This is a genomic window from Enterobacter sp. R4-368, assembly GCF_000410515.1.
GTDB lineage: Bacteria > Pseudomonadota > Gammaproteobacteria > Enterobacterales > Enterobacteriaceae > Kosakonia.
On the sequence record NC_021500.1, the window covers coordinates 902492 to 923302 of the forward strand.

Genomic DNA, 20811 nt, shown 5'->3' on the forward strand with positions numbered 1-20811 from the left:
ATTTTCCAGGCCTCTAAACTAAGCGCTCAACTTTTAGAGGTCTTTCTCCGTGTCGAATCCCAGCCTGCAAACAGAACTTAACTCAAATCATAATACGCATATTATTTCCGACCTGATAAGCGGACGTCTTGTGCCTGGTCCTATCTGGAAAAAACGTAATTACCGCTTTAAGTTTTTGTTACGTTCGCTGCTGTTCTGGTCGTCCACGAACCGGATGCTTACCGCGCTTTCGCAGCGCCCGAATTTTAGCCGCTTACTTGACGCGCAAATAACGCTACCGAGCAAATCGCATCGCCAATATTTAACGCTCGGGTTAAATGCTTCGCAACGCGCGAATGCCATTATCAGCCACTACGCCTGGCTTGATGAAAAAGTATCGCCAAAACTGGCTGAAGCGCTGTCTTCACCCGTACCGGTGCAGATAATAGAATTTACCGGCAAAGATGATGCGCGTTTTAGCGTCTATGCCTCTTGCGCCAACAAAGCTGAGCGTGAGGGAGAAGCCACCCTGTGGATGTATGATAGCGAGCAAACCTTGCTGGCAAGCGTGACCTTTAGTGTGGTGGGTGAAGAAGGCCATCGCGCGCTGGTGGTTGGTGGTTTGCAAGGCCCGCGCCGAAGCGTCAGCCACGAAGTAATTAAAATCGCAACCCGCGCCTGCCACGGCATCTTCCCGAAAAAAATGCTGCTTGAAGTCATCAGCCAGATTTCCCTGCTTTCCGGCGTTTCGGCAATTTATGGCGTCAGTGATAACGGGCACGTCTTCCGTGCGTTGCGTTATCGTCTGAGCAAAGGCCGCCATTTCCATGCCAGCTATGATGAGTTTTGGGCGTCAATTGAAGGCGAAAAAGAGAGTGCATGGCGCTGGCGTTTACCGCTGCAATTCGCGCGTAAACCGCTGGAGGCGATCGCCAGTAAAAAACGTGCTGAATACCGCCGCCGTTTCGAATTACTGGACGATGTGATTGCAAAAATTAACGACTTATTTTCGGCATAACAGCATTTGTCTGTAACCGTCCAGCTAACCTGATTTGCAGACCGGGCTGGACGGTTAAAATTCGTTAGCGCCAATTCTGGTGCTTTTTTACATCCCCCTCCGGGCACCCGAAGCACTTTTCTGATGCTTTGCGCTACTGGCCTCCCCCGCCGGGAAGCCCACGCAAATCTCCGCTGTTTAGCATTGACGCTCACACCATGGAGTATTTCTGAGCCGTGACACATCGCCGTGCCCGAATGCAAGGTTCGCGCAAAATATCTGGTAATTATCGAGCGCTAATACCTGCAAGCCTAAAGGCAAATATCGATAGTTTATTAAAGGAATCAATCTCCCGACGGTATTCTGCAATCGTAAACGGTTTTTTAACAATATAGACACTTAGTCGTCGCGAGAACTTGAAACGGATAATCAGATGATTGGGTTCTTCGGAAATAAATCGGATGCCAATTCTACGGCCAAGTTCAGTCTCTCCTGAGATGACACCGCAGTTATAAGAATCTCCCGCATATTCGTGTTGTGAAATGTCAGGGAAAGATACTGGTTTTGTAAAATCAATATTGTTATCACAAAACCCTATCAACATTTCCTTTGGCTGTTGATTGTTTGGGTCTTTTGCCAGAATTTCCTTTACGGACTGACACCCTCCCGGGACCAGGTCACTTTTCTTAAAAAAAATCGATGACAACCTTCTCCAGCTCATTGCGCTGTATATCGCCCTGACCATAAGCCGCGCAAGCGAATAACATGGCTAATGCCATCTTTATTTTCACAACATGTGCACTCCCTTGAATGAAAAGTCGGATCATCTTATCGGTTATATCGTCGTGATATTGAGTTTTTTATAACTACTTTCGGTATGTTGCAGCCGTCATGCGAAAGATATAGCGAGCGCTTTTCACTTTGACTTACGCGGGTTGCCGGCACATCAGGGAAGTAATGATGTTCTGAAAGTGCAGCTTATTGCTGGACCAGGGCAAGCAAGTCAAAAGCTTTCGCCAAAACGAAAGTGCATCGAGTGAAACCATTAACGGCCCCCCGGGTTCAGAACCTCTGCTGAGTAGGCGATTTATCTTCTGTGCCTCGGAAAACCGTAAGCCCGAGGCACGTGACGGTTTACCCTGGCTTACTGGCAGGCTATGTGATGCAGCGCATGGAGGACACATTATTCTGGTCATAAAAACTTCGTAATGACAAAAAAATACCTGGACGTACGCGGTGCAGAATATGTTATGGTTTGTGGCGATGCACGGTTTTGGGAATTTTCATGACGAGATTAAGAAACCTGCATGACGTAGAGATAAAAAAAGACCGAACACGATTCCTGTATTCGGTCCAGGGAAATGGCTCTTGGGAGAGAGCCGTGCGCTAAAAGTTGGCATTAATGCAGGCTAAGTCGCCTTGCACTTTAAGAATAGATGACAGCGTCAGGTTTTCCAGTCCGCGACAAAAGTGGTCAGAAAAATTGGGTTACCGTCACGCTTATGAAAAGTAAAAACCGCAAAGCTTGTGTATTCAGGCTTGCGGTTTTTTATTGTGGATCAGCGGATTAGCGCTGGCTTTTAACAAAGTGTCTCAGCTCGCGTAATAAAAGGCGCAAGGCTCATTTTTTCACCAGGTTTGGCGGGATTATCGATCTGAATAATGCTAATCGGCTGAGCAATAGTCTTACCGCTGGCCACCTCTTTTTCAGCAACGTCATTCAACGGGTATTGCACCAGCGTGCTGGGGTTGATGGCATACAATGCATGACCTGGCCGGCAGGTCAGCATGACTTCCTCACGGTTAAATGCCCATTTGTCTTTGCCAATCTCAAAGCGGCTTACGGTAATGACCTGCGGCGAAGCCAGTGCCGTACCTGAACATGCCAGCATTACCAGAACTAATAAACTTTTCTTCATTTTTCCCGCCAGGTTCATTCAAAAAGGTTCCCATGTTGCAAACAAACTTACCGCTGCCAGCACCAGTGCGCCCAGCCCGACTTCGCCCCAGGTCAACGCGATAAAACGTTGCCGCGCGGTGTCGCTTTGCTGATTCAGCTGCGGCACCAGAACATACCGATTCATCACAGCAATTACTACCATCAGCGCCACAAGCGCACATTTCAACAATAACCCCTGCCCCCAGTGGCTCTGCCATGGCCAGACCAAACCCTGGATTAAGAGTGTATTGATAACGCCAGTGAGGATCACCCCTGCAACGGCGAAATGGCCGTACCAGGAAAAGCGCATCATGGTGGCAATTGCCGCCTCACGCCAGCGACCATGGGCCAGTTTCATGCAGAATAATACGGGCAATAACCCGCCCAGCCACATTGCGGCACAGAATAAATGCAAGGCATGATTACCCCGCTGCACCACGCCCATCGCGCCTTCCCGCATCGCGGCATGCCCAGTGCCAGCGGCCAGGACAAACTGCAGGATCACCAGTAGCAGTATTTTACGTTGCTGTAGCGGTTGCATAAGCACGACAACAAGCGCCAGACACGCAGCAACAACTTGCCACGCCAGCACGGCTCCGGTTTGCGTGCCAGCGACTGCCAGCCAGATTTCAGTACGCACTACATCAGGCCAGCCATCGCCCATTACACCGCCCTGCGCGGCAAACATCGCAGCTGCACTTACTGCGGCAAGCCATAAACAGCCCCGTTGCCAAAAAAGAAAGCGTTGCACGAGAAGGCGTTGCAGACTGCCCGGCGCGAACCACACGCTAAATAACGTGCAGCCAAATACCAACATCAGGGCCGCAAAATGCACAAAGCGCAATCCCACCAACACGGCTGCTAACATCATTCACTTCACGGAAAATGCGTATTGGCCACTGGTTTTGTGGCCGTCAACCGAAACGACATGCCAGTTAACGGTATAGTTGCCCGGCGGCAGCGACTCCTCCAGCGGAACAATCATCTGCTTGTTGTCATTCTCATTGCGCTTTACTGCGCCAGTCTTGATAATTTGCTGCTGTGCGTTGGTCACCGCGATGCCGCTAAATTTAGGCTCAATGCCTTCAGAGAAATTCAGCGTTAATGCTTGTGGTGCGGCGGTAACAGCGGCGTTGGCGGCAGGATACTGCCCTTTAAGATGGGCATGCGCCAGAACAGCAGGCGTAGCGAACAGGCTGACTAGCAATGCGATGGCTCGCCAGTGGCGACAGGATGCAACAGGCATATTGTTCATTCCTTTTAGTTATGCATATGGCACAAAGAATAACGCTGTACAATAATCGCGTCGAGTATCATCGTCGGCGTGCTTGTCTTTCTGCAACAGGCTTAGTAACTTTTGCCGCGTGAACCCAGGAGAACATCATGATTACCAATCTAGCGCAGCTCGAACAACAAGAGATGGACAAGATCAACGTCGACCTTGCTGCGGCTGGTGTCGCGTTTAAAGAGCGTTACAACATGCCGGTAATTGCCGAAGCCGTTGAACGCGAGCAGCCGGAACATCTGCGGAACTGGTTTAGAGAGCGGTTGATAGCCCACCGTCTGGCCTCCGTGTCGCTCTCCCGCCTGCCTTACGAGCCCAAAGTGAAATAATGGAGCCGGGCATGTTACGCGTTATCGATACCGAAACCTGCGATTTACAGGGGGGGATTGTTGAAATTGCCTCCGTTGATGTCGTCGACGGGCAGATCGTCAACCCGATGAGCCATCTGGTACGCCCCGACAGGCCAATCAGTCCGCAGGCCATGGCGATACACCATATCACCGAAGCGATGGTCGCTCATCAGCCGTGGATTGAGGAGATCGTACCGCACTATTACGGGAGCGACTGGTATGTGGCGCACAACGCCAGTTTTGATCGCCGGGTGCTGCCTGAAATGCCAGGGGAGTGGATTTGTACCATGAAGCTGGCGCGCCGCCTGTGGCCCGGCATCAAATACAGCAATATGGCGCTGTATAAATCCCGCAAGCTGAGTGTTCAGACCCCTGCCGGATTGCATCACCACCGGGCGTTATATGATTGCTACATCACCGCTGCGCTGTTGATCGACATTATGCAAGTGTCTGGCTGGACACCCGATCAGATGGCCACAGTAACCGGACGCCCTGCTTTGCTGACAACATTTACGTTTGGTAAATACCGGGGTAAAGCCGTCTCTGAAATTGCCGATCGCGATCCGGGCTACCTGCGCTGGCTGTTTAACAACCTGGAGCGCATGAGCCCGGAACTACGCTTAACCTTAAAACACTACCTGGGCGAAGAGTAACCGTTCCCTTTTCCGGGCAATGTTCCCTGCGCCAGGGCGATTAAGAACGCATATTCCAGCGCAACACCTTCGTAGGATTTAAACCGGCCTGATTTCCCACCGTGCCCGGAATCCATATCCGTGCACAGCAACAGCAAATTATCATCGGTTTTATATTCACGCAGTTTCGCGACCCATTTTGCAGGTTCCCAGTATTGCACCTGCGAATCGTGAAGTCCGGTCGTTACCAGCATATGCGGATAGGCGTGCGCGGCAATATTGTCGTACGGGCTATAACTTTTAATGTAGTGATAATAGGTCTCATCCTGCGGATTGCCCCACTCTTCAAATTCCCCGGTGGTCAACGGGATCGACTCATCAAGCATGGTGGTCAGGGCATCGACAAACGGCACCTGGGCAATGACACCATGGAATAGCGTTGGACGTTGATTAATCACCGCGCCCATCAGTAATCCACCTGCGCTCCCCCCCATGCCGTAACAAAACAGGGGCGAGCCATAGCCCTGCGCCAGCAGGCTGTCAGTGACATCGATAAAATCATTAAAGCTGTTTTTCTTGTTGAGGAACTTCCCGTCCTCATACCATGAATGGCCCAATTCACCGCCACCGCGAATATGCGCGATAGCGCAGACAAATCCACGATCCAGCAAGCTAAGCCGGCTGCTGCTAAAATCTGCGTCCATACTGGCGCCGTATGAACCATAACCATACACCAGTAACGGATTCTCACCTTTGCGGAAATGTTTATGGTTATAAACCAGCGACACCGGTACTTCGACACCATCTCTGGCGTGGATCCACAGGTGCTCGCTGCAATAATCGCTGGCATCAAACCCTGCCACTTCCATTTGTTTCAGAACACGCCGTTCTCCGGTATCCATATCCAGTTCAAACAGCGTGTCCGGCATGGTCATTGATGAATAGCCATAACGCAGGCGCGATGTTTCCGGTTCCGGGTTGTAAGCAAGCCAGGTGACATAGGCGGGATCATCAAACGCGATGCCGATAACTTCCCGGGTTTTGCGGTTAATCTGGCGCAAACTGGTCAGGCCGCGCTGGCGTTCTTCCACAACCAGCCAATCAGTAAACAGCGTAAACCCTTCAAGCATCACATGCTCGCGCGCCGGGATCAGCACTTCCCAGCGCCGTTCATCACGCACTTTGGTGCGATACAGACCAAAGTTTTTACCATCACGATTGGATCGCAAATAAAAGGTGTGCTGGTAGTGATCAAGGCTATATTCGTGATCTTTGCGCCTTGGCAGAAAACGCAGCGGTTGCGCGTCCGGCAGTTCGGCATCCAGCAGGAGTACTTCACTGGTGGTCGCGCTGGCCAGGTGAATAGTAATGTAGTGCTGGGAGGTGGTTTTACTCAGGCCAACATAAAAGGTCTCGTCCTGCTCTTCATACACCAGTTCATCCTGTTGCGAAGGCGTGCCAACGGTGTGTCGCCAGACCTGGTACGGCAGTAATGTTGTGGCATGTTTGCGCACATAATAGAGCGTTTCTGAATCGTTAACCCAGACAAATTCCGGCGAGACATTATCCAGCATTTCCGGATACCAGTTGCCCGTCTCAAGATTGCGGAAACGCAGACCATACTGTCTGCGGGAAAGATAATCTTCAGCAATCGCCATAATGGTGTTGTCGGGTGAGACTTCCATGCCGCCAAGGGTATAGAACTCACTGTGTGAGGCACGCTGGTTGGCGTCCAGTAACACCGACCACTCATCCCACTCGGAACTGAGAACCGACTGACGTTGATAAATCGCATATTCGCTTCCCGGCTCGTAGATGTGCCGGTAACGATAGCCATTTTTGATATAAGGCGCGGAGACTTCGCGCTGCGGTATTCGCGAGATAATTTCTGCCAGCACGTCGTCCTGTAACGCTTGCTGGGAAGCCATCACTTCTCGCCCGTAATCATTTTCCTGATGGAGGTAATCCAGAACATCTGGCTGTGAGCGCGTATCGTCCCGCAGCCAGTAATAGTTGTCGATACGCGTATCACCATGCATTGTCATGGCGTGCGGGATTTTTTTTGCTTTTGGCGACATAGCACAATTCTTATTTGGTTTTACATACCTATAAGGGTGGCAAAACCCACGCGCGATGCAAGCGAAACGTAATTTAAATCATGAGCTAAGCGCTAATTTCTGCTTTTTGAGATCCGCCTCGATATCTTCTCGCACATCTTGCGGAATTTTTAACGCATCGCCCAGCGCGTTCAGATAGCTGCGTTCCATAAAATGATCGATATCGATAACGGCGCAGCTCAGGAAGTAAACTTCCAGCGCTTCTTCTTCGTTTTGCACTCCCTGCGCCAGACGCGCGGGGTCCAGCGGCTGGTCTATAGCATTCGCTACCAGTTGCTGCCCTTGCGCTTCCACACCTGCTTCACGCAACTGCTGTTCTATCGCCGCACGTTCTTTATCATCAATGTGTCCGTCGCTTTTAGCGGCGAACACCAGCGCCAGGATCAGCCGCTCAGTGCGGACATCCAGAGGCGTATTGTGCTGACCAAATTGCGGCTCACCTTGATGCGCATCCCGGATGCGATCTTTATACTTATTCCACAACACGCTGCCCGCAACGGCTCCCCCACCCACCAGCAAAGCGCCGGTGCCATATTTCGCGAGCAGTTTGCGCGATGATTTACTGGCGACCAGCAGGCCCGCCAGGCCACCTAATGCACCCGGCACCAACAAATTGTTGAGTCCATGGCCACCGGGAGACGGCGTCTGCGTATCACCTTTTTGACCAAGCAATGACTGCAGTTGATTTAACCAGCTCATAGAACCCTCGCTTATCATGACAGTTGTGCGCACAGAGTAAGCGAGGGGGATGTCAGGAAGTGTCTATATCTGAAAAGAATGGGAAAATGCGGTGTTACGATCGCGGCTGATACTCTGCGGTTCCGCCTTTACAATCGATAGTCACTCGATAGTGAAGGTCCGCGCTTTTCCCGCGTACGGTTAACGGCACAACCCATTTATCATTCTTGCCGGTAATTTCCTTCGGATTGACCCAGGCGACTGGATCGGCCTGACCCAGTTTCTTTTGATCATCAGCCCATCGGACAATGCGATTCTGCAGATAATCCCGCTTAACACTGGCGGCAATGCCGTCTGCCTTGAGTCCCTCGCACGAGGGAAATTTCACCGACTTATCCGTAACGGCATGCGCCGCCATACTGCCTGCCAGCAAAAGCAAACCGGCGAAAACTCCTGCTATTTTCATGCTTATCTCCTGGTTTTTACCCCTTCAAAGCATGGTACAGATTGCTGGCAGTGCAAGCTCAGGCGACTTTCACGCGCTTCGCTGCAGTTTTGATATCCACAGCGTCAGTCGCTTCAGAATCTGAAGAGTCGACCGGCGCTACCGCTTCTTCAGCTTCCGTGCCCGGTAATTTGCCTGATTTCAGGATGCCGTTAAGCGCCTCTTTTTGCTCAGCAAGCCACAGCGCCATCTGATCGCGCGCGTTGTCTTCCAGATCTACCGGCCCTGTTGCAAGCCAGTCACCGAGGACTTCGGCCAGATCGAGCATCTTATCGTAAGCATCGGCTTCCTTTTTACTGGCAAAAGACATTTTTTCCTCACCTTCACGAATGACAACGTATTTAACTTCTACCGCCATGATGCAGCCTCATTTAACTGTGTATTTATACAGTATAGTAGCGCGATGAAAAAACCACCGCAAGTGATAAAAGACAGGCGCAAACGTTTTCGTTTATACTGCGCGCAAATTTTTTCTAACGGTACAATGCTATGACTCTTTTAGGAACTGCGCTGCGCCCCGCAGCAACACGCGTGATGTTATTAGGCTCTGGTGAACTGGGCAAGGAAGTTGCCATCGAATGTCAGCGTCTGGGCATTGAAGTGATCGCCGTGGATCGCTATCCCGATGCACCTGCGATGCATGTTGCGCATCGTTCGCATGTGATCAATATGCTTGATGGCGCGGCGTTGAAGGCACTGGTTGAACAGGAAAGACCTCACTTTATCGTGCCGGAAATCGAAGCTATCGCCACCGATACGCTGATTGAGCTGGAAGCGCAAGGTCAGCATGTCGTCCCCTGCGCACGCGCCACCAAGCTAACGATGAACCGTGAAGGCATCCGCCGCCTGGCGGCTGAAGAGTTACAACTACCCACCTCCAGTTACCGCTTTGCCGACAGTGAAGCTGCATTTCAGCAAGCCGTCGCGGAGATAGGTTTACCTTGTATTGTAAAACCGGTGATGAGCTCCTCCGGTAAAGGGCAGAGCTTTATTAAAAGCGCCGATCAATTAGCAAGCGCCTGGGAATATGCCCAACAAGGCGGCCGCGCCGGTGCCGGGCGTGTCATTGTTGAAGGTGTGGTCAATTTTGATTTTGAAATCACATTGCTGACCATCAGCGCCGTCGACGGCGTTCATTTCTGCGCGCCGGTCGGGCATCGCCAGGAAGATGGCGACTACCGCGAATCCTGGCAACCGCAGCAAATGTCGCCCCTGGCGCTGGAGCGCGCGCAAGCTATCGCCAGCAAAGTGGTGCTGGCGCTTGGCGGCTACGGCCTGTTTGGCGTTGAGCTTTTTGTTTGCGGCGATGACGTTATCTTCAGCGAAGTTTCGCCGCGCCCGCACGATACCGGCATGGTGACCTTGATTTCGCAGGATCTTTCCGAGTTTGCCCTGCATGTCCGCGCGTTTCTCGGCATGCCCATTGGCGCTATTCGTCAGTATGGTCCTTCCGCTTCGGCGGTGATCCTGCCGCGCCTGACCAGTCAGAATGTCACCTTTGATAAGGTGGACAGCGCCGTAGGTGCTGGCGTGCAGTTGCGTCTGTTTGGTAAGCCGGAAATTGCGGGTTCCCGCCGTATGGGCGTCGCGCTGGCCGTGGCAGATAACGTTGAAAAAGCGGTGGAATATGCCGTTGCGGCGGCGGCGGCGGTGAAGGTCAGCGGGTAAACAGCCTTCCCGGCAGGTTGCATTGATTGCTTCCTGAAGGCGAACAAATCCCTCACAGCCGCATCTGCATCTGCCGGCCCCCTGAGAGTCAAATCGGGGGGCAATAAAGCAGAATCAGCTTCTTAGCGGCCGTCACCCTGGACGAGTGAGAGAAAAAAAGCCCGGTCGGCATTTATGCGACCGGGCTTTTATCAGGCGGGCTTTAACCCCGCCGAAAATTACAGCTTCGCACCTTCAACAGCTTCGCGAGCCAGTTTAGTGATGCGATCGTAATCACCTGCTTCCAGCGCATCAGCCGGCACCAGCCAGGAACCACCGATGCACAGCACGCTTTTCAGCGCCAGATAATCACGGTAGTTAGCCGGAGAAATGCCGCCAGTCGGGCAGAAACGAACCTGCGAGAACGGACCCGCAATCGCCTGCAGCGCTTTGGTGCCGCCATTAGCTTCCGCAGGGAAGAATTTAAACTCTTTCAGACCGTAGTCCATACCCAGCATCAGTTCAGAAACGGTGCTGATGCCCGGGATCAACGGTATAGTGCCTTCGGTCGCGGCTTTCAGCAGCGGCTCAGTCAGGCCTGGGCTGATGGCGAACTGTGCGCCAGCGGCGGTCACTTCTGCCAGTTGCTGCGGATTCAGCACGGTACCAGCACCGATAATCGCGTCCGGCACTTCCTTCGCGATAGCGCGAATAGCGTCGATAGCGCAAGCCGTACGCAGAGTCACTTCCAGAACGCGAACACCACCTGCCACCAGCGCTTTCGCCATCGGTACGGCGTGCTCCAGTTTGTTCACTACGATTACCGGCACTACCGGACCCGTTTTCAGGATTGCTTCTGCACTCGTTTTCCAGTTTTTCATCAGTGTTTTTCTCTCGCCAGAACTAAAATCTTGTCGTCTTAAAAAGTGATACAGGTCGCGCCCTGTTCCGCGCCGGAAAGTTTTTCCCGCAGCGCACCAAACATTTCGCGCCCTGTGCCCACGCGCATCGCGCTAAGGTCAGGAATATGTGGCTGACGTGCGGCAAGAACGTTGTCATCAACCAGCAGCGTTAATTCTCCAGTCTGCCCGTTAACCCGAATCATGTCGCCATCATGCACTTTTGCCAGCAACCCACCATCATACGCTTCTGGTGTAACGTGGATTGCCGAAGGCACTTTACCTGATGCCCCTGACAGCCGTCCATCAGTAACTAATGCAATTTTGAAACGGCGGTCCAATAATACACCAAGTGGCGGCATGAGTTTATGTAATTCTGGCATACCGTTCGCTTTTGGCCCCTGATGACGAACAACGACCACACAATCGCGATCCAGCAGCCCAGCCTCAAATGCGGGCAGCACGTCATGCTGGCTTTCAAAAACCACTGCCGGCGCTTCAATGACCTGGTTTTCTACCGGAACGGCGGAGGTTTTCATTACCGCACGCCCGAGGTTGCCGCTCAGCACTTTGGTGCCGCCATGTTGAGAGAACGGTTTATCAATGCTGGCGATCACGTTGTCATCCAGCGACGCGGCCGCACCTTCGCGCCAGTCCAGTTCGCCATTATTGAGCCACGGCTCGTGGGTATAACGCGCCAGACCAAAGCCTGCGACAGTATTAACATCTTCATGCAGCAAACCGCCTTTCAGCAGCTCACGCAGTAATACCGGCACACCGCCCGCCGCCTGGAAGTGGTTAATATCCGCCGGGCCATTCGGGTAGAGACGCGCCAGTAAAGGAACAACATCAGAGAGATCGGAGAAATCATCCCAGTTAATGATGATGCCCGCTGCACGCGCCATCGCCACCAGATGCATCGTGTGGTTTGTGGAACCACCGGTCGCCAGCAGCGAAACGATACCGTTAACCACCACTTTTTCATCGATCATTTTGCCAAGCGGCATCCATTCGTTGCCGTTGCCCGTCAGACGAGTGACCTGGCGAGCCGCCGCTTCTGTCAACGCTTTGCGCAGCGGCGCATCCGGGTGTACAAACGAGGAACCCGGCAACTGCATGCCCATAAACTCAATCACCATCTGGTTGGTGTTGGCGGTACCGTAGAACGTACAGGTGCCTGGCGCGTGATAGGACGCGGCTTCAGATTCCAGCAGTGCCATCCGATCGACTTTGCCCTCAGCATAAAGCTGGCGGATACGCACTTTCTCTTTGTTGGCCAGACCGCTCGCCATCGGGCCTGATGGTACAAACACTGCCGGCAGGTGGCCAAACGACAATGCTGCCATTGCCAGCCCCGGGACGATTTTATCGCACACACCCAGATACAGCGCGCCATCGAACATGTTATGCGACAGGCCGACCGCAGCAGACATGGCAATCACTTCGCGGCTCAGTAAGGATAACTCCATCCCGTCCTGACCTTGCGTTACGCCATCGCACATGGCCGGAACACCACCAGCCACCTGCCCCACTGCATTCACGGTATGCAGCGCTTTACGGATGATATCCGGATAGACCTCGTAAGGCTGGTGCGCAGAGAGCATGTCGTTATAAGAGGTGATGATCGCGATGTTGTTGCGCAACATGCTTTTGAGGGAGGCTTTATCGTCGGGCTGGCAAGCAGCAAAACCGTGCGCCAGGTTACCGCAAGCGAGTGTTGAGCGGCGTACGGTATCGCTTTTCGCTTGTTCAATACGCGCCAGATAGGCTGAGCGGGTTTCGCGCGAACGTTCGATAATACGATTTGTTACGCGTAACATTGTCGGGTTCATAGAGGCTCCTGAAATTTATCTGTCCGGGGAAGCCGCGTTAACAGTGCGATTAGCTTTACGTAACAAGCTGAAAACACCAGAGCGCCGCGCCCCAAAGGCAAAATCGCTTCAGCCAGTGTAATAAAAAAAGCCCCGCTGGTGAATCCAGTCGGGGCCTGAAAGATGAAAAATTGTTCGGATAGCTGAGTTAGATCATGTTACCGGTAAAATTACGCAACATTAACCTGCAGCGAATCACTCAAACTCGTTCCAGGAACGGCCGTCACGGGTGATCATCGCTACCGAGGCCACAGGCCCCCAGGTTCCCGCCTGGTAAGGTTTCGGCGAGTCGTTATCCGCCGCCCAGGCTTCCGTAATGGAGTCCACCCATTTCCAGGCTTCTTCCACTTCGTCACGGCGCACAAACAGCGCCTGAATGCCGCGCATCGTTTCCAGCAACAGACGCTCATAGGCATCGGCCAGATGCGTCTGATTGAACGTTTCGGAATAACTCAGATCGAGCTTGGTGATTTGCAGATTGTGTTTGTGATCGAGACCCGGCACTTTGTTCAGCACCTGGATATCCACCCCTTCGTCCGGCTGCAGGCGAATGGTCAATTTGTTCTGCGGCAGATCCTGCCAGGACTCTTTGAACAGATTCAGTTCCGGTGTTTTAAAATAAACAACCACTTCAGAGCACTTGGTCGGCAGACGCTTACCGGTGCGCAGGTAGAACGGCACGCCAGCCCAACGCCAGTTATCAATGTCGACACGGATCGCAACGAACGTTTCGGTGTTGCTGGTCTTATTCGCGCCCTCTTCTTCCAGGTAACCCGGCACTTTTTTGCCCTGGGCAAAACCGGCGCTGTACTGGCCGCGGACGGTTTTTTCACGCACGTTGGTGCGATCAATACGGCGCAGCGACTTCAGTACTTTTACTTTCTCGTCACGAATGCTGTCGGCGCTCAGATCGGACGGCGGCGACATGGCAATCATGCACAGAATTTGCAGCAGGTGGTTCTGGATCATATCGCGCATCTGCCCGGCCTGGTCGAAATAGCCCCAGCGCCCTTCAATGCCTACCTCTTCCGCCACGGTGATTTCCACGTGGTCGATGGTGCGATTGTCCCAGTTATTGACGAAAAGAGAGTTCGCAAAACGCAGCGCCAGTAGGTTGAGTACCGTCTCTTTACCGAGGTAGTGGTCGATACGATACACCTGGCACTCTTCGAAAAACTCACCCACCTGGTCATTGATTTCCCGCGACGTGGCAAGCGAGGTGCCCAGCGGTTTTTCCATTACCACGCGCGCCGGTTTAGCGTTCAGCTTCGCTTCACCCAGGCCTTTGCAGATTGCGCCAAAGGTGCTCGGCGGCATGGCGAAGTAATTGATGGTGGTGCGATTTTTTTGATCCAACATCTCGCCGAGACGTTTGAATGCCGACGTATCGTTGACGTCCAGATTGCAAAAATCCAGACGACCACTCAGCTTGTCCCATAGGCTCTCGTCGATCTTCTCCTTCATAAAGGTTTCAAGCGCTTCGCGAACAACCTTGGTATACGCTTCCTTATCCCAATCAGCGCGGCCCACGCCCAGGATTCGTGTCTCCGGGTGAATCTGGCCCGCTTTTTCCAGTTGGTACAGGGAAGGCAGCAATTTCCGGCGGGCGAGGTCGCCCTTGGCGCCGAAAATGACCAGGTCACACGCCTGGGCTGTTTGTATTACCGCCATGTCTTTCTCCTCAGTTGGCTATCCTGGAGCTTCAGCCAGGCCTCAGTTGTAATTTTATTACAGTGCACTGTACTGCTTTTACGTAATTCCCGAAACTGTTAAGCCTTGTCAGGACGTGCGTTATTCTGTTGTGACGAAAAAACTGTTCTTTCGCCCTGATAAAGCGGGATATTTGCCCAATATGCGTTGGGTAAAATCCGACTCTGATCATGTAATGAAAAAAAACAACAACATTTCTCATCACGACTTACCTTTCTGCGCGCCGCAGGGGTAATATCTAATTAAATTGCATCACGATTCCATCTATCGGTGTAATCGTTTTACCATGAGCGTTTATCACCCATGAATATGCTGGAAAAAATCCAGTCACGGCTGGAACACCTTAGCAAATCCGAGCGTAAAGTGGCGGAAGTGATCCTCGCCGCGCCGGACCAGGCCATCCACTCAAGCATTGCCGCACTTGCGCAAGAAGCGGATGTCAGCGAACCCACAGTGAACCGCTTCTGCCGCAGCCTCGATACCCGGGGCTTTCCCGATTTCAAACTGCATCTGGCGCAAAGCCTCGCCAATGGCACGCCCTATGTTAATCGAAATGTTGATGAAGATGACAGTGTTGAAGCCTATACCGGCAAAATCTTCGAATCCGCGATGGCCAGTCTCGACCATGTGCGCCAGTCACTGGATATGGCCGCGGTAAACCGCGCCGTAGATTTACTGACGCAGGCGAAAAAAATTGCCTTCTTTGGCCTTGGTTCCTCTGCCGCCGTTGCACACGATGCCATGAACAAATTTTTCCGCTTCAATGTGCCGGTGGTCTACTCCGACGACATTGTCTTGCAACGCATGAGTTGTATGAATTGTAGCGACGATGACGTGGTTGTGTTGATTTCGCATACCGGAAGAACCAAGAATTTAGTGGAACTTGCGCAACTGGCGCGTGAAAACGATGCCATGGTGATAGCCCTTACGTCCGCAGGCACGCCGCTGGCGCGTGAGGCAACACTTGCTATCACCCTGGATGTTCCGGAAGATACAGATATTTATATGCCAATGGTTTCTCGTCTTGCGCAACTCACGGTGATTGATGTGCTGGCAACAGGGTTCACATTGCGTCGGGGAGCAAAATTCAGGGATAACTTGAAGCGAGTCAAAGAAGCACTGAAAGAATCGCGCTTTGATAAAGAGCTGCTTATTAAAAGCGATAACCACTAATAGTAAATATAAAAGCGGTAACCTCTTACGCTGTCCGATCTGACGCATCGCCCTTCACAGCAGGGCGCCAAATGACCGGATTTATGTTCACGCAACACCAAGTTGTTTCAGTCAACGGAGTATTACATGTCCAGAAGGCTTCGCAGAACCAAAATCGTAACCACCTTAGGCCCGGCTACTGACCGCGATAACAACCTTGAGAAGGTGATCGCTGCCGGTGCTAACGTGGTACGTATGAACTTCTCACACGGAACACCTGAAGATCATAAATTACGTGCGGATAAAGTGCGTGAGATTGCGGCAAAACTGGGACGTCATGTTGCTATCCTTGGCGATTTACAGGGGCCAAAAATTCGTGTTTCCACCTTTAAGGAAGGCAAAGTTTTCCTGAACATCGGGGATAAATTCCTGCTCGACGCCAACCTCGGTAAAGGTGAAGGCGACAAAGAAAAAGTGGGCATCGATTATAAAGGTTTGCCTGCCGATGTGGTTCCGGGTGATATCCTGCTGCTGGACGACGGTCGCGTACAGCTAAAAGTGCTGGAAGTTCAGGGCATGAAAGTGTTTACCGAAGTGACCGTCGGCGGCCCGCTGTCGAACAATAAAGGCATCAACAAGCTGGGCGGCGGCCTCTCTGCTGAAGCGCTGACTGAAAAAGACAAAGCGGACATCGTAACAGCAGCATTGATCGGCGTTGACTACCTGGCCGTCTCCTTCCCGCGCTGCGGCGAAGATCTTAACTACGCTCGCCGTCTGGCGCGCGATGCCGGTTGCGATGCCAAAATCGTGGCAAAAGTTGAGCGTGCAGAAGCGGTATGCAATCAGGATGCGATGGATGATGTGATCCTCGCCTCCGACGTGGTAATGGTCGCACGCGGCGATCTCGGTGTTGAAATCGGTGACCCGGAGCTGGTTGGTATCCAGAAAGCGCTGATCCGCCGTGCGCGCCAGCTGAACCGGGCAGTAATCACTGCGACGCAGATGATGGAGTCGATGATCACCAACCCAATGCCAACGCGTGCGGAAGTGATGGACGTTGCCAACGCCGTGCTCGATGGCACCGATGCGGTCATGCTCTCTGCCGAAACGGCCGCTGGTCAGTATCCGTCCGAAACCGTTGCTGCAATGGCGCGTGTATGTCTGGGTGCTGAGAAGATTCCAAGCATCAACGTCTCCAAACACCGCCTGGATATCCAATTCGATAACGTGGAAGAAGCGATTGCCATGTCGGCGATGTATGCGGCAAACCACCTGAAAGGTGTAACCGCTATCATTTCGATGACAGAATCGGGTCGCACCGCGCTAATGACCTCGCGCATCAGTTCCGGGCTGCCGATTTTCGCTCTCTCTCGTCATGAACGTACACTCAATCTGACAGCTCTGTATCGCGGCGTCACCCCGGTCTATTTCGACAGCGTAAATGACGGCGTGACGGCAGCTCACGACGCAGTAAACCTGCTGCGCGATAAAGGCTATTTGCTCTCCGGTGACCTGGTTATCGTGACTCAGGGTGATGTGATGAGCACCATCGGCACCACCAACACCACGCGCATTCTCACCGTTGAATAAGCGGTAACAGGAAGCAAAAAGGCCTCTCTATGAGAGGCCTTTTTATGGGCTATTTTTTCGGAAATAAATCTTTGCGCTGGTAAGGCTCGGTTTCACCTGGTTTTCGCGTTTTTAGCAATTTGAGGATCCAGGTGTATTGCTCAGGACGCGGACCGACAAACTGTTCAACTTCTTCGTTCATACGGCGGGCAATCGTGTTGTCATCGGCGGTGAGCAGGTCGTCCATCGGCGGACGCACCTGAATAATCAGCCGGTGTGTTTTCGCATCATAAACCGGGAACAGCGGCACCACGCGCGCACGGCACACTTTCATCAGACGGCCAATCGCCGGCAGGGTCGCTTTATAGGTTGCAAAGAAATCAACAAATTCGCTGTGCTCCGCACCGTGATCCTGGTCCGGAAGGTAGTACCCCCAGTAGCCCTGGCGAACCGACTGGATAAAGGGTTTGATCCCATCATTACGCGCATGTAAACGCCCGCCAAAACGACGACGCACGGTGTTCCATACATAATCGAACACTTTGTTGCCCTGATTGTGGAACATCGCCGCCATTTTTTGGCCTTGCGATGCCATTAACATCGCCGGGATATCAACGCCCCAACCGTGCGGGACAAGGAAAATCACCTTCTCTTCGTTGCGGTGCATTTCATCAATAATTTCCCGGCCCTGCCATTCCACACGCGGAAGAACCTTTTCCGGGCCACGTAACGCCAGTTCAGCCATCAGAACCATGGCTTGTGGCGCAGTGGCGAACATCTCATCAATAATGGCCTCTCTTTCCGCATCGCTTTTTTCAGGGAAGCAGTAGTAGAGATTGATCTGCGCACGGCGGCGCGCGCTTTTGCCGAACTTTCCGGCCAGACGACCAAGTTTGCCGAGTACAGGATCGCGCACCGACGGCGGGATCAATGCAACGCCCGCAAAAGCCAGCACTCCCATCCACGCGCCCCAGTAACGCGGGTGGCGAAATTCGTTTTCAAACTCAGGAATGTATTCAGCGGTATTTTTTTTCGTTTCCATGCATCTTCCGCAGGCGAGAAATCAGTTCACATAAAATAATGAGATAGTGTAGCGAGGCGCCATCCATCGCACAAAAGAAAAAGCCGATGCGGTTTGGACATCGGCTTCGGACGCACATTTGTTAAACGAATCAGTCTACTTTTAACTGAGGCAGAATCTCTTTAACCTGTGCCAGATAATCTTTACGATCCGACCCGCTTAATCCTTCGGTTCTCGGCAGCTTCGCCGTTAACGGATTAACCGCTTGCTGGTTGATCCACACTTCATAGTGCAAATGCGGCCCGGTAGAACGTCCGGTGTTCCCGGAGAGCGCAATACGATCGCCGCGTTTCACTTTCTGCCCTGGTTTTACCAACAGTTTGCGCAGGTGCATATATCGCGTGGTATAGGTGCGCCCGTGACGGATAGCGACATAGTTACCTGCCGCTCCGCTGCGTTTCGCCACGACGACTTCACCATCTCCTACGGCCAGCACAGGCGTTCCCTGCGGCAACGCGAAATCAACGCCTTTATGCGGCGCAACCCGACCAGTAACCGGGTTCAGACGACGGGGGTCAAAATTTGAAGATACGCGGAACTGCTTGGATGTCGGGAAACGCAAAAATCCTTTTGCCAGACCAGTACCGTTGCGATCGTAAAATTTGCCGTCTTCTGCGCGGATTGCATAATAATCTTTGCCGTCGGAACGCAAACGCACACCAAGCAACTGGCTTTGCTCTTGCTTGCCTTCCAGCATTTCGCGAGACATCAGTACGGAGAATTCATCGCCTTTTTTCAGTTTGCGGAAATCCATCTGCCACTGCATGGCTTTGATCACCGCGCTGATTTCACCGCTGGTTAACCCAGCGTCGCGCGCGCTGGAAACAAAACTCCCGCCGACAGTCCCTTTCATCACCGAGTTTACCCAATCGCCCTGCTGCGTTTCGCTACTCATTTTGAAGCCGCCATCAATGCGGTCATAAGTACGGGTCTCGCGGCGGGACATCTCCCAGGTCAACCGCTGCAAATCGCCATCCGCGGTCAGAGTCCAGGAGATCTGTTGGCCAATTTTCAGGTTACGCAGTTCTTTATCCGCAGCGGCAAGCTGGCTGATATCACCCATATCGATGCCGTACTGATTAAGAATGCTGCTCAGCGTATCGCCCGTCGATACGACATATTCATGTACGCCGGCTTCACTGGATGTTTTCTCATCGAGTTCATCCTGCGGAATAGCGTCAACATCGTCATCCGAGGCAGTCTGGTCGATAGGTTCGCTGGCTTCCGGCAACAAAGAACGAATTTCGCTCTTCGGCAGTTCGATGGCTTTAACAATGGGGGTAACGGATTCGGGGTGGTAAACGTACGGACGCCAAACGGCGACCGTGAGAGTGAGAACTGTAAGCGACCCCAGCATAACGCGGTGGGGTCGGGGCAGATTATTAAATGCCAGGGCGACAGAGCGGGCTATCTGTTGCACGTATTCACTTCCTCGTTATTCTCCTTTCAGGCAGCTCGCATACTGATGTGAAAGTTGGGCAAGGAACTGCGGATAGCTCTCTTTGCCTAACTTGATGCCGATACCGAGCGGATCCAACGTTCCCATTCGAACGGATGTCCCTCTGGCAACAGCTTCTACGACCGCTGGCCTGAACTGTGGCTCAGCAAAAACGCAGGTTGCTTTTTGCTCAACCAACTGTGTTCTGATTTCATGTAAACGCTGCGCACCAGGCTGAATTTCGGGGTTGACGGTAAAGTGACCCAGCGGAGTCAGTCCGTAGTGTTTTTCAAAGTAGCCATAGGCGTCATGAAAAACGAAATACCCTTTCCCTTTCAGCGGTGCCAGCTCGTTACCGACCTGCTTATCGGACTGGGCTAATGATGCCTCAAATGCTTGCAGGTTGGCGTCCAGCTTGGCTCGACTTTGCGGCATAACTTCCACTAATTTATCGTGGATTGCAACCGCTGACAGCCGCGCAATCTCCGGGGAAAGCCACAGATGCATGTTGTACTCACCGTGATGGTGATGTTCATCACTTTTTTCGTCCTGATGATGTCCATCATCATGGTCGTGCTCATCGTCATCCGACCCTTTCATGAGTAGCGTTTTCACGCCATCCAGATCCGCCATCGTCACTAATTTTTTCGCCGGGATTTGCTGCGCGGAACGCACCATAAATGCTTCCATTTCAGGCCCAACCCAAAATACTAAGTCCGCGTTCTGTAAGCGTTTTACATCCGAAGGACGCAGGGAATAATCGTGCTCTGATGCACCGTCCGGCAGTAATACTTCCGTCGGTGTCACCCCATCGGCTATTGCTGACGCGATAAACCCCAGCGGCTTTAATGACGTTACAACGGCGGCGTTAGCAGTTTGTGCTGCTCCACCGAGAAGCGCAGCGGATAACGCTGCGCAAAGAAGCGTATTTTTATGTAACATAATGCGACTATTAATCGTAA

20 protein-coding genes are annotated in these 20811 nt (G+C 52.5%); 6 read left to right on the forward strand and 14 right to left on the reverse strand.

Going from position 1 to position 20811, the window contains the following annotated elements; translation table 11 throughout:
* The first annotated feature begins 49 nt into the window (after positions 1-49).
* On the forward strand, positions 50-997 hold the full coding sequence (locus tag H650_RS04155; RefSeq protein WP_020454101.1) for a VirK/YbjX family protein: 948 nt from the start codon (positions 50-52) through the stop codon (positions 995-997).
* A gap of 265 nt (positions 998-1262) precedes the next feature.
* Here H650_RS04155 and H650_RS04160 read toward each other — a convergent pair whose 3' ends face one another.
* The 4 genes from H650_RS04160 to yobA all read right to left on the reverse strand — a co-directional run bounded on the left by H650_RS04160 (position 1263) and on the right by yobA (position 4161).
* Positions 1263-1682 carry a hypothetical protein gene (locus H650_RS04160; RefSeq protein WP_189660093.1) on the reverse strand — a complete coding sequence of 140 codons (420 nt, stop codon included), beginning with the start codon at positions 1680-1682 and terminating at the stop codon, positions 1263-1265.
* 874 nt (positions 1683-2556) lie between these two features.
* Positions 2557-2895, reverse strand: coding sequence for a YebY family protein (locus H650_RS04165; protein ID WP_044489676.1), 339 nt, complete (start codon positions 2893-2895; stop codon positions 2557-2559).
* A gap of 18 nt (positions 2896-2913) precedes the next feature.
* On the reverse strand, positions 2914-3786 hold the full coding sequence (gene copD, locus H650_RS04170; RefSeq protein WP_020454104.1) for a copper homeostasis membrane protein CopD: 873 nt from the start codon (positions 3784-3786) through the stop codon (positions 2914-2916).
* Positions 3787-4161 carry a CopC domain-containing protein YobA gene (gene yobA, locus H650_RS04175; RefSeq protein WP_020454105.1) on the reverse strand — a complete coding sequence of 125 codons (375 nt, stop codon included), beginning with the start codon at positions 4159-4161 and terminating at the stop codon, positions 3787-3789.
* A 137-nt stretch (positions 4162-4298) separates the two neighbouring features.
* Here yobA and H650_RS04180 point away from each other — a divergent pair, with 137 nt between their 5' ends.
* Positions 4299-4529, forward strand: a complete 231-nt coding sequence (locus H650_RS04180) for a DNA polymerase III subunit theta (RefSeq protein WP_020454106.1) — start codon at positions 4299-4301, stop codon at positions 4527-4529.
* A gap of 11 nt (positions 4530-4540) precedes the next feature.
* Complete coding sequence (exoX, locus tag H650_RS04185) at positions 4541-5203, forward strand: exodeoxyribonuclease X (RefSeq protein WP_020454107.1); 663 nt, start codon at positions 4541-4543, stop codon at positions 5201-5203.
* On the opposite strand, the gene ptrB is transcribed toward exoX, so the two are convergent.
* The 4 genes from ptrB to H650_RS04205 all read right to left on the reverse strand — a co-directional run bounded on the left by ptrB (position 5185) and on the right by H650_RS04205 (position 8840).
* Positions 5185-7260 carry an oligopeptidase B gene (ptrB, locus tag H650_RS04190; RefSeq protein WP_020454108.1) on the reverse strand — a complete coding sequence of 692 codons (2076 nt, stop codon included), beginning with the start codon at positions 7258-7260 and terminating at the stop codon, positions 5185-5187. The genes exoX and ptrB overlap by 19 nt on opposite strands.
* Positions 7261-7338: 78 nt before the next feature.
* Positions 7339-7998: a tellurite resistance TerB family protein gene (locus H650_RS04195; RefSeq protein ID WP_020454109.1), complete on the reverse strand. Its 660-nt coding sequence runs from the start codon at positions 7996-7998 to the stop codon at positions 7339-7341.
* 94 nt (positions 7999-8092) lie between these two features.
* The gene (gene yebF / locus H650_RS04200; RefSeq protein ID WP_020454110.1) at positions 8093-8443 is read right to left on the reverse strand and encodes a protein YebF; all 351 of its coding nucleotides are present in this window, start codon (positions 8441-8443) and stop codon (positions 8093-8095) included.
* Positions 8444-8501: 58 nt separating this feature from the next.
* Entirely contained in the window at positions 8502-8840 is a 339-nt protein-coding gene (locus H650_RS04205; RefSeq protein WP_020454111.1) for a YebG family protein, read from the reverse strand.
* A gap of 131 nt (positions 8841-8971) precedes the next feature.
* Between H650_RS04205 and purT the strand changes: the two genes are divergently transcribed.
* Positions 8972-10150, forward strand: coding sequence for a formate-dependent phosphoribosylglycinamide formyltransferase (gene purT, locus H650_RS04210; RefSeq protein WP_044489391.1), 1179 nt, complete (start codon positions 8972-8974; stop codon positions 10148-10150).
* A 218-nt stretch (positions 10151-10368) separates the two neighbouring features.
* Here purT and kdgA read toward each other — a convergent pair whose 3' ends face one another.
* The 3 genes from kdgA to zwf all read right to left on the reverse strand — a co-directional run bounded on the left by kdgA (position 10369) and on the right by zwf (position 14570).
* Positions 10369-11010, reverse strand: a complete 642-nt coding sequence (gene kdgA / locus H650_RS04215; RefSeq protein WP_020454113.1) for a bifunctional 4-hydroxy-2-oxoglutarate aldolase/2-dehydro-3-deoxy-phosphogluconate aldolase — start codon at positions 11008-11010, stop codon at positions 10369-10371.
* Between the two features lie 38 nt (positions 11011-11048).
* Positions 11049-12860 carry a phosphogluconate dehydratase gene (gene edd / locus H650_RS04220; protein ID WP_020454114.1) on the reverse strand — a complete coding sequence of 604 codons (1812 nt, stop codon included), beginning with the start codon at positions 12858-12860 and terminating at the stop codon, positions 11049-11051.
* A 234-nt stretch (positions 12861-13094) separates the two neighbouring features.
* Complete coding sequence (gene zwf / locus H650_RS04225) at positions 13095-14570, reverse strand: glucose-6-phosphate dehydrogenase (RefSeq protein WP_020454115.1); 1476 nt, start codon at positions 14568-14570, stop codon at positions 13095-13097.
* 342 nt (positions 14571-14912) lie between these two features.
* Here zwf and H650_RS04230 point away from each other — a divergent pair, with 342 nt between their 5' ends.
* Together H650_RS04230 and pyk are read left to right on the forward strand one after the other, a co-directional pair.
* Entirely contained in the window at positions 14913-15782 is an 870-nt protein-coding gene (locus tag H650_RS04230; RefSeq protein WP_017456940.1) for a MurR/RpiR family transcriptional regulator, read from the forward strand.
* 126 nt (positions 15783-15908) lie between these two features.
* Complete coding sequence (pyk, locus tag H650_RS04235; protein WP_017456939.1) at positions 15909-17351, forward strand: pyruvate kinase; 1443 nt, start codon at positions 15909-15911, stop codon at positions 17349-17351.
* Between the two features lie 49 nt (positions 17352-17400).
* On the opposite strand, the gene lpxM is transcribed toward pyk, so the two are convergent.
* The 3 genes from lpxM to znuA all read right to left on the reverse strand — a co-directional run bounded on the left by lpxM (position 17401) and on the right by znuA (position 20791).
* Positions 17401-18372, reverse strand: coding sequence for a lauroyl-Kdo(2)-lipid IV(A) myristoyltransferase (gene lpxM / locus H650_RS04240; RefSeq protein WP_020454116.1), 972 nt, complete (start codon positions 18370-18372; stop codon positions 17401-17403).
* A 130-nt stretch (positions 18373-18502) separates the two neighbouring features.
* Positions 18503-19831 carry a murein DD-endopeptidase MepM gene (mepM, locus tag H650_RS04245; protein ID WP_044489393.1) on the reverse strand — a complete coding sequence of 443 codons (1329 nt, stop codon included), beginning with the start codon at positions 19829-19831 and terminating at the stop codon, positions 18503-18505.
* A 15-nt stretch (positions 19832-19846) separates the two neighbouring features.
* On the reverse strand, positions 19847-20791 hold the full coding sequence (gene znuA, locus H650_RS04250) for a zinc ABC transporter substrate-binding protein ZnuA (protein ID WP_044489394.1): 945 nt from the start codon (positions 20789-20791) through the stop codon (positions 19847-19849).
* Between the last annotated feature and the right edge of the window lie 20 nt (positions 20792-20811).